The organism is Collinsella sp. An268 (assembly GCF_002159765.1).
In the GTDB taxonomy this organism is placed as follows: domain Bacteria; phylum Actinomycetota; class Coriobacteriia; order Coriobacteriales; family Coriobacteriaceae; genus Coprousia.
In genome coordinates, this window is record NZ_NFJH01000017.1 from 22,541 (window position 1) to 29,866 (window position 7,326).

At 67.5% G+C, this 7,326-nt stretch carries 6 protein-coding genes; all 6 read right to left on the bottom strand.

Annotation, left to right across the window (positions count from 1 at the left end; all coding sequences use genetic code 11):
* Positions 1 to 150: 150 nt before the first annotated feature.
* From tsaD to acpS, 6 genes are read right to left on the bottom strand one after another with little or no spacing between them, the layout of a single operon-like run.
* Positions 151 to 2,568 carry a tRNA (adenosine(37)-N6)-threonylcarbamoyltransferase complex transferase subunit TsaD gene (tsaD, locus tag B5F70_RS10180; protein ID WP_087205459.1) on the bottom strand — a complete coding sequence of 806 codons (2,418 nt, stop codon included), beginning with the start codon at positions 2,566 to 2,568 and terminating at the stop codon, positions 151 to 153.
* Between the two features lie 21 nt (positions 2,569 to 2,589).
* Positions 2,590 to 3,096, bottom strand: coding sequence for a tRNA (adenosine(37)-N6)-threonylcarbamoyltransferase complex ATPase subunit type 1 TsaE (gene tsaE, locus B5F70_RS10185; RefSeq protein ID WP_087205460.1), 507 nt, complete (start codon positions 3,094 to 3,096; stop codon positions 2,590 to 2,592).
* A 1-nt stretch (position 3,097) separates the two neighbouring features.
* Entirely contained in the window at positions 3,098 to 3,769 is a 672-nt protein-coding gene (locus B5F70_RS10190) for a uracil-DNA glycosylase (RefSeq protein ID WP_087205461.1), read from the bottom strand.
* A 27-nt stretch (positions 3,770 to 3,796) separates the two neighbouring features.
* Complete coding sequence (gene alr / locus B5F70_RS10195) at positions 3,797 to 4,948, bottom strand: alanine racemase (RefSeq protein WP_087205462.1); 1,152 nt, start codon at positions 4,946 to 4,948, stop codon at positions 3,797 to 3,799.
* Between the two features lie 5 nt (positions 4,949 to 4,953).
* A complete protein-coding gene (locus B5F70_RS10200; RefSeq protein WP_087205463.1) occupies positions 4,954 to 6,576 on the bottom strand; it encodes an NAD(P)H-hydrate dehydratase in 1,623 nt (540 codons plus the stop codon).
* Entirely contained in the window at positions 6,554 to 7,147 is a 594-nt protein-coding gene (acpS, locus tag B5F70_RS10205) for a holo-ACP synthase (protein ID WP_087205464.1), read from the bottom strand. The genes B5F70_RS10200 and acpS overlap by 23 nt, the downstream gene beginning before the upstream one ends.
* Between the last annotated feature and the right edge of the window lie 179 nt (positions 7,148 to 7,326).

The window sequence follows — 7,326 nt, forward strand, 5'->3', positions numbered from 1 at the left end:
ACGGCCCGCTCCCCTGCCTTGCCACCCGCGCCCGGGCCTCCGGATGGCACAAGTTCCGCACGAGCCGAAGGCGCCGGTGGCGCCTTCGTGCGAGCTCAGGACTGCCCGCCGTGCCATCTGGAGGCCCGGGCGCGGGTGGCGACGCATCGCCTAAAGCGTCATGTTAGGATCGGCATCGACGGAGAAATCGGAGAAATCTCCCTCAGCGAACTTGCGACGCGCCACCTCAGCAATCATCGCCGCGTTGTCCGTGCAGGCATCTCGCGGGGGCAGCGTCACGCGGACACCGCGCCGGCCGAGTTTGTCGACGAGCATCTGGCGCAGGTGCGGGTTGGCCGCCACGCCGCCGCCGAGGCAGTATTCGCGCGCGCCCGTCTGCTTGAGCGCATCCCATGCCTTCTTGAACTGCACGTCGAAGACGGCCGCTTCGAACGATGCCGCGAGGTCGGGTAAGTGGATGGTGCGCCCTGCCGCCGTCTCCTGCTCGATGTAGGTCACGACCGCGGTCTTGAGGCCCGAGAGCGAGAAACGGTAATCATGGCTGTGCATCATGGCACGCGGAAACGCGATAGCCTGAGGGTCCCCCTCTTCGGCCAGGCGCGAGATGACAGGACCGCCCGGGTAGCCGAGACCGAGCGCCTTGGCCACCTTGTCAAACGCCTCGCCAACCGCATCGTCGAGTGTCTCTCCCAGCACCTCGTAGTCGCCCCAGGCGCGCACGTGGACGAGCATGGTGTGCCCGCCCGAAACGAGCGTGAAGATGAAGGGCGGCTTGAGGTCGGGCTGGGCGAGCAGGTTGGCAAACAGATGACCCTCGAGGTGATTGACCGTGATGAGCGGCTTTGCGGCACCGTATGCGAGCCCCTTGGCAAACGCCACGCCCACCACCAGCGCGCCGACGAGCCCCGGGCCCTGCGTGACGCCCACGGCCGCAAGCTCGGCAGGCGCGAGGGCGCCGCCCGTCAGACCCAAGGTGGTCGCCGCCTCCTCGAGCGCCTCATCGACCACGCCCACGATGACCTCGACGTGCTTGCGCGAGGCGATCTCGGGCACCACGCCGCCGAAGCGCGCATGGAAGTCGATCTGCGTCGAGACCTTGTTGGCAAGAAGGCGCCCCTCAGCGTCGATGATGGCGACCGCGGTCTCGTCGCACGAGCTCTCGATAGCGAGGACGGGCCTGCGGCGCGCAAGCTCCGCCTGCTCGTCGGGCGTGCGGGCGGGCGCCGGCTGCGGCCAGGCGCGGCGCACGGCGGCCGTCGGCTCCGGCGATGCGGCGTCAACAGGCAGCACGAGCGGCAGCGGCGCCGTCATGACCACGGCATCCGCCCCCGGCCCGTAATAGTTGCGCCGCACGCCCGCCTCGGTGAAGCCGAGCGCGGCGTAGAGCCGGCGAGCGGGCTCGTTGCCCGCCTCGACCTCAAGCGACGCCGTCGTGCAACCGAGCATCTGCGCATCGTAGCTCACGTGGGCGAGGAGCCGCCGGGCGATTCCCGCGCGACGGCGCGCGGGCGCGACCGCCACATCGAGAATCTGCACGTCGCAATCGACGATCATACCGCCGGCGATACCGATGAGATCGCCGTCATCGTGGGCGACCCACCAGCTGCGCGGCACCGCGGCCGCCGGCGAGAGCTCCTCTAGAAACTGAGCCGCCGTCCAAGGCGTATGCGCCGCCCCCGCAAAGCACGCGGCCTCGAGTGCCGCCGCCGCCTCCGCGTCGGCCGCTCCGAGGGGACGGTACTGCAAATGACGCCCCGCAAGCTCATCCGCCACGCCCGTCGCCTGCGCCGACGGGCTCTCGGCAAGCCCCAGACGCTTGCGCTCGTTTTCCTCGGCGTCCGATAGACGCGTGTAAATGGGCAGCACGAGGGCCGGGTCGCCATCGCCGAGCGCCGCGGGGCCGCCCGCCGCCGCAGCCGCGCGCACGATACCCTCGCCCGTCGGCCACCAGAGGTCGCGCTCGAGGGCATGCTCCATCAGGCCCGCCTCGTGGAACAGCTTGCCATAGCGCACGAGGCCGTCCCCGGTGAGCTGAAGCTCCTCGGCATCGGGGCGCGCCGCCCAAGCCGCCGCGGCGTCAGCCGCCTTGACCACCTGCTCGCGCTCGAACAGGCGCGTGACGCCGGCATCCTCGATGCGGTACAGCGCCGGATACACCTCGCCGCGCATGGCATCGGCCGCAACGGCCACCAGACCGCGCGCCCCCGCGCACCACGCGCGCCACGCCGTCGCATCCAACGTCGAGACGCCCGCCAGCGGAACCATCGCTCCGCGCGCCAAGCCCTTGGCGGTCGAGATGCCGATGCGCACGCCGGTAAACGACCCCGGGCCGCGGCCCACCAGCACGGCGTCGATATCCCCCAGCGACAGCCCCGCCGCAGCGAGAGCGGCGTCCAGCGACCCGATGAGCTCGACATTCGCATGGCGCCGACATAAATGGTCGCCCGAGGCGAGCACGCGCACCGCCGGCGCTGCGGCGCCGGCCCCATCCAGCTCTGCCACGCATACCGCCAGCATGTCCGTCGACGTGTCGATTGCCGCCACGCGCATCCGTTTGCTCATCACCATGTATCGACTCTTTCCTGCCTGTCAGCTTGTCGCACGAACCACGGCATCATCGATGGATGCCGCCAGCGCCTCCGCTCGCGCGCCGTGCGGCTCAAGCACGATGGTGCGCGCCTCCGGCTTGTCCGGCACGCGCGAGATCACGACGCCGAGATAAGTGTCGGTAAGCTCGTCCTGAAACTGCTCGCCCCACTCGAGCAGGCAAACCCCCTCGTACCCCAGCACGTCATAGATGCCCGTGTCCTCCAGCTCATAGGCGTGCTCCAAGCGGTACAGGTCAAAGTGAAACAGGGGGATCCGCCCGCCGTCGTGCACCGCCATCAGGGCAAACGTGGGACTCGTCACCGGATGCCCGTCACCGAGCCCCCGGGCCACGCCCTTGGTGAGATGGGTCTTGCCCACCCCGAGGCCGCCGGTAAGCACCGCGACGTCGCCCCCGGCAAAGCAGGGAGCCATGAGCTCGCCCAGCCGCTCCGTATCGGCCGCGGCGCCACTCTGATAGACGCCCGCCGCCGAGCGCACGAGCGCCATGTCACTCACCAACCTGGGGCAGATGCTCTGCAGGGGCGCCGTCGGCCGATTCCGCCACGGCGGGAGCCGTGCCCGCAGGGTGGCGCATCAGATAGTCGCCGAGCATGCGGAAGTCCGCCTCGAGGAGCTCCTGCCACTTGGGGTTGCGGAGCGCCGCCGCGGGGTGGAACGTGGGCATGACCACGAAGTGGCCCATCTGGTGGAAGCGCCCGCGCAGCCGCGTGATGCCGATCTCGGTCTTAAGCACGAAATGCGTCGCCGGGTTGCCGAGCGTCACGATGATATCCGGCCAGATGCTGCGAATCTGCTCGCGCAGAAACGGCGAGCAGGCGAGCACCTCGTCGGGCTTGGGATCACGGTTTCCCGGAGGACGGCACTTCAGCACGTTCGCGATATAGATATCCTCGCGGCGCAGGCCCGCGAGCGCGAGTATGCCGTTGAGGTTCTCGCCCGCCCGGCCCACAAACGGCTCTCCCTGGAGATCTTCGTTCCGCCCGGGCGCCTCCCCCACAAACAGCACCCGCGCGTGCGGATTGCCCACGCCAAACACGATATTCGTGCGCGTTTGGCAGAGCTCGCAAAGACGGCAGTCGCCCAAAACCGCTCGGATCTCGTCAAGCGACACCTCGCGCGGCCCCTGATGCTCGTGACCGGGAATATGCATGACGCCCATGCGTCCTCCTCTCGCCGCCGCGCGGCGCTACACGTACACCTTCTCGAGCCGCATCCCAAAGCCGCAGGCAACCTCATAGTTGATCGTCCCGCGAAGCGCGGCCATCTCATCCATGGTGATCTCGGCGTCGCCGTCGCGGCCGATGATGGTCATAAGGTCGCCGTGCTCGGCCTCGGGCTGCGGATGCGCCGGGTTCTGCTGAATGGCGACCATGCACTGGTCCATGCAGATGTTGCCCACCTGGCGCTGACGGCGCCCGCGGTAGAGCACCTCCATGCGATTGGAGAGCGTGCGGGCGAGACCGTCGGCATAGCCGATGGGCAGGGTGCAGATCTGAACCGTCGTGCGCGGCACACGGTAGGTAAAGCCGTACCCCACGCCCTCGCCCATCGCAGGATGCGTCGTGCGCGTCACGCGCGCCCGCACGCTCATGACGGGCGCGAGCTCGATGCGGCCGCGCGCGCTCTCGCAGGGCGCGAGTCCGTAGAGGCCGATGCCCACGCGCACCATATCATAGTGAGATGCCGGGTCGAAGATGGTTGCCGGGGTGTTGTCGCAGTGCACGGTGCCGCATGCGAGCCCCGCGTCCTTTAGGGCGCCGACGGCCTCGTCGAAACGCTTGCGCTGCAACTGGTAATCCCAGCCGTCCGGATCATCGGCCGTGGCGAAATGGGTGAATACGCCGTCGCAGGCGAGCCCGCGATGGAAATCGATGCTCCGCCGGAACTCCACCGCCTCCGTACAGGGCACGCCGATGCGGTTCATGCCCGTTTCGATAGCGAGATGGTACCGCCCGACGGTACCCGCCTGCACGGCGCACTCACCATAGGCGAGGGCGAACTCCACCGTATAGACCGTGGGCATGATAGCATGCGAGAGCAGCGCCGGAATCGCCTCGATCGGCGGCTCGGCCAACACCAGAATTGGCTGCGTGATGCCCGCCTCGCGCAGTTTGATTCCCTCCAGCACCGTGGCGACGGCGAACATGTCCGCTCCCGCCTGGGCCATAATCTGGCAGCACTCCGCCGCCCCATGGCCATAGGCGTCGGCCTTTACCACGCAGCACAGGCGCTCACGCCCGCGCAGCAGCCGCCGAAACGCGCGCACGTTTTTACGGAGCGCCCCGCGATCGACCTCGACCCACGCCCAGCGCGTCTCAGGCTCCCTACACAGCGCCATGTCCCCTACGCCTCCTTGGCCGACGAGGCGACCTCGTTCTCAAGGCCGCCGATCACCTCTTCTGTCATGAGGCGCATAGCGTCCCCGATGCAGTCGATGAGGTCGGTTGCGATCACGCTTTTCTCACCAAAACGCTCGGCCGCGGCAAAGCCCGTGTAGGAGTGAAGGGCCACCGCATAGGATGCGAGCAGCTCCCACGCCTCGATACGGTCGCGGTTGAGCGCGGTGGCGCCGGCAATGATACCCGCCAGCACATCGCCCGAACCGGCGGTGGCGAGCGACGCCGGCCCCGAGAGCGGGAGGAGCACCTTCTCGACGCCGACAACGGCTGTCGTCGGGCCCTTCGCCACCACAATCAGGTTGTCCGACCCGACGCCCCACACGATACGCTGCGCCGCGTCCATCGCCTCCGCCAGATTCCCGACCGCGTCCTCGTGCACGAGGCGGGCGAGCTCACCGTAATGCGGAGTCATGATAAGGGGCGCCTCGCGGCGGTACAGCTCCGGCGTAGCGTCGATGCCGTCGATGGCAACAGCAGCCAGGCAGTTCAGGGCATCGGCGTCGAGCACCAGAGGCACATCGAGCGCCAAGAGGCTCGTCACCACGCCCATGGCGCCTGCCGACGTAGTCATACCCGGACCGCAGAGCACGCAACCGTACCGGGAGGCGAGCTCGCTTACCTGCATCGGCGCCGCGGCGCCAAAGGCCCCGCGAGAGTCGGCAGGCATGGCGAAGACCGGCACCGAGGGCAGCGCCAAGCGAATCAGGTTCGCACACGGCTCGGGAGCCGCCACGGCCACATAGCCCGCACCGGCGCGCGCGGCCGCTTTGGCGGCCATAATGGCAGCTCCGGGGTACTGCGCCGATCCGGCAACCACAAGCACCGAGCCCCTCGTGTACTTGTTGATATCCGAGGGGAGCGGCTCCAGATAGTCGATGAGATCGTCAGCGTCGACATGCTCCGCCGCATGAGAAACGTCTCCGATGACCTCGTCGAGCTTCTCGTAGAGCTCACCGCACACCACCTCGCCCGCAAAATCGGGACCCGAGGCGCTGAACAGGCCGATTTTTGGTGCAAACATCGTGGCGGTCACATCGGCGCGCACGCAGGTACCAGCCACCGCGCCCGTCTGCGCATCAAGGCCCGAGGGCACGTCCACCGAAACGACCGTCGCCCCCGCCTCATTGAGGGCGTCGATCCAAATATTGAAGGGCGGACGCAGCGCTCCGTGAAACCCGGTGCCCAAGATCGCATCGAGGACGACATCGGCCTTGAGAATCAGCTCAGAGAGCTCATCTCGCGAGGGACCGACGTACACGGTGACGTCTCGGCCGGCCGTGCGCCGCGCAACGTGGCGCGCAAGCGTCGCCGGAATCTCATCGGGCTCAACGGGAGACACCACATCGACGGCAATCCCCTTCTGCGAAAGGATATCGGCTGCAACCCAACCGTCTCCCCCGTTATTGCCAAACCCCGCAAGGACCAGCACATGCTTGGGGGAGAGCCGCTCGACCTGTGCGGCGGCGAACTCGCCCGCAAGCTCCATGAGCTCGGCTTTAGAGGTTCCCTGCTTCTCGATGATATCTTCTAGCTCGCGAACTTCATCACAGCTGAGAATCGGCTTCATCGGCATCCTCCAGATCCCCCGCGGGCGCACCATCACCCGTCACTTCGTCTGCCTCAGTGAGTACATCAAGCGTTTCAAGCTGTCCTGTCTGCAAACGTTCAAGCTCATCCAATACAGAACGCGCTTCTTTAAAGGAGCGCGCAAGCTGAGCGCGCTCGTCATCACCGCGGCGCTTTGGGGCGGGCCGGGCGTCCTCGGTGATCGTCATGGCATTCGCGACAGCGAGCCCCGCCGTGTGCGAGAGCGATAGGGCGATCTCGACGATCCCAAGCTCTTCAGCAACCTCCCGCGCGCGCCCCGAAAGAACCGCAAGGGGACGGCCCTGGGCGTCGCGAGTGACTGACACGTCAGCCAGGCCAATGCCCTGAGAAAATCCTGTGCCGAGAGCCTTGAGAACCGCCTCACGCGCAGCAAAGCGCGCAGCATAATGAACCGCAGGCCGAGAGCTGGCCTCACAGTACGTCCGCTCTTCCTCGGTGAAGACACGTCGCACAAACGAGGGCGTCTTTTGTATAACGCGCTCCATGCGTGCGATCTCGACGATATCGACTCCGATACCCGCCTGTGCCATACGACCGTCCTCCCCTCTGAAGCGCAACCACAAACTACCAACGATAGTGTAGCTGCAAAGCGCCCCCGCGGGGCCGGCTCCCCGGGAACCACACGGCCCCGATATACGCGAAAGGGGCCCCGGAGGGCCCCTCTTCAGCGCTTCTGTCGGACGGCCCGGTGCCGTCCACCGGTCAGCGG